At 71.5% G+C, this 1722-nt stretch carries 2 protein-coding genes; one reads left to right on the forward strand and one right to left on the reverse strand.

The features are described 5' to 3' along the window. Positions 1-110 precede the first annotated feature (110 nt). On the reverse strand, positions 111-941 hold the full coding sequence (locus ACTIDRAF_RS0221185) for an aldo/keto reductase (protein WP_016700720.1): 831 nt from the start codon (positions 939-941) through the stop codon (positions 111-113). 347 nt (positions 942-1288) lie between these two features. Here ACTIDRAF_RS0221185 and trxA point away from each other — a divergent pair, with 347 nt between their 5' ends. Then, a complete protein-coding gene (gene trxA / locus ACTIDRAF_RS0221190; protein WP_016700721.1) occupies positions 1289-1660 on the forward strand; it encodes a thioredoxin in 372 nt (123 codons plus the stop codon). The last annotated feature ends 62 nt before the right edge of the window (positions 1661-1722 follow it).

Here is a 1722-nt window from a genome sequence, read left to right on the forward strand (position 1 = left end):
GGTCGACCAGGACGGCTCGCCCGCCGTGGCCACCCCGCTGAACGGGGCCCTCGGCGGTGCCGGCCCACCGCCCGCCAGCCCGACCTCCACGGTCTTGGGCGGTGGGCGGGTCAGGACAGCACGTCCGGGTCGGGACCCCCTCGGGCACCGGTCTCCATCCCGGCGATGGAATCCATGTCGTCGGCGTCGAGCTGGAAGTCGAAGACGCTGATGTTCTCCCGCATCCGCGAGGGGGTCGAGGACTTCGGGATCACCACGTTGCCCAGTTGGATGTGCCAGCGCAGCACGATCTGGGCTGGAGTCCGGCCGTGTTTCGTGGCGAGCTGTGCCAGCGTCGGGTCCTCCAACAGCCCCCCCTTGCCCTGGCCCAACGGCCCCCACGCCTCGGTGGCGATCCCGTGGGACGCGTCGAACTCCCGGACGGCCAGCTGCTGGAGACGGGGGTGCAGCTCCACCTGGTTGACCGCCGGCACGATCCCACTGGTCTCGAACAGCCGGTCCAGGTGCGCTGGCTGGAAGTTGGACACCCCGATGGCCCTGGTGCGGTTGTCGGCGTAGATCCGCTCGAAGGCCCGCCACGTGTCCACGTACCGGTCGAGCTTCGGCGCCGGCCAGTGGATGAGGTACAGGTCGACCTGGTCCAGGCCCAGGCGCGCCAGGGAGGCGTCGAAGGCGCGGAGCGTGGCGTCGTAACCCTGGTCGGTGTTCCACAGCTTCGTGGTGACGAACAGCTCCTCCCGGGCGATGCCCGACTCGGCCAGCGCCCGGCCGGTGCCGACCTCGTTCTGGTAGAGGGCCGCCGTGTCGATGCTGCGGTACCCGGCGTCCAGCGCTGCCCGCACGGTCGCGGTCGCCTCCTCGTCCGGAACCTGGTACACGCCGAAGCCGAGCTGGGGCATGGCGACGCCGTTGTTCAGGGTGATCGTGGGAACGGTGGTCACGGCGGGGACGTCCTCTCCTGTTCGGCGGCAAGCCGCGAGACGCGGCTCCTGGGCGGCGGGGCGGTCGCGCGAGCCTGGCCCGGGCGGGCGCCCGCTGTCGTGGGACTACCCGCCACGGGTGGGAACGCACCTTCGGACCTCGTCCCAGGCTCGCAGTGGCGTCGCGCCGCCACTCCTCGGCCTGGCGGCCCGACCTCCGCCGGGGAGGTCCCCGGCGCGGGGCGCGGCCGGGCGTGCGACCTGTTCGCCGAGGTGACCGCCCCGTCACATGGCCCCAGGAATACCCCGCCCGGGCATCGTGTTGGTCACCAGTGCCGGCACTCCCAACCCCAGGAAGCAGGCAACCCATGAGCAACACGGTCGAACTGACCAAGGAGAACTTCAACGAGGTCGTGTCCGAGAACGACTTCGTTCTGGTCGACTTCTGGGCGTCCTGGTGCGGCCCCTGCCGCCAGTTCGCGCCCGTCTACGACCGCGTCGCCGACAAGAACCCCGACCTGGTGTTCGGCAAGGTCGACACCGAGGCCCAGCAGGAGCTGGCCGGGGCCTTCGAGATCCGCTCCATCCCCACCCTGGCCATCATCCGGGACAACGTGCTGGTCTTCTCCCAGCCGGGCGCCCTCCCGGAGGCCGCGTTGGAGGACGTGATCCGGCAGGCGCGGGAACTGGACATGGACGAGGTACGGCGCTCCGTCGCCGAGTCCGGCAAGGCCGAATGAGCCCTTCGCCCGCCCCGGCGCCCTAGCGGCGCCGGGGCGGCGCGCTGTCGGAGCGGGCAGGG

This window comes from Actinoalloteichus spitiensis RMV-1378, assembly GCF_000239155.1.
Taxonomy (GTDB): domain Bacteria; phylum Actinomycetota; class Actinomycetes; order Mycobacteriales; family Pseudonocardiaceae; genus Actinoalloteichus_B; species Actinoalloteichus_B spitiensis.

Bases quoted from the DNA above. Each gene is read 5' to 3' on its own strand.
- trxA (WP_016700721.1), top strand. From the start codon at position 1,289: ATGAGCAACACGGTCGAACTGACCAAGGAGAACTTCAACGAGGTCGTG.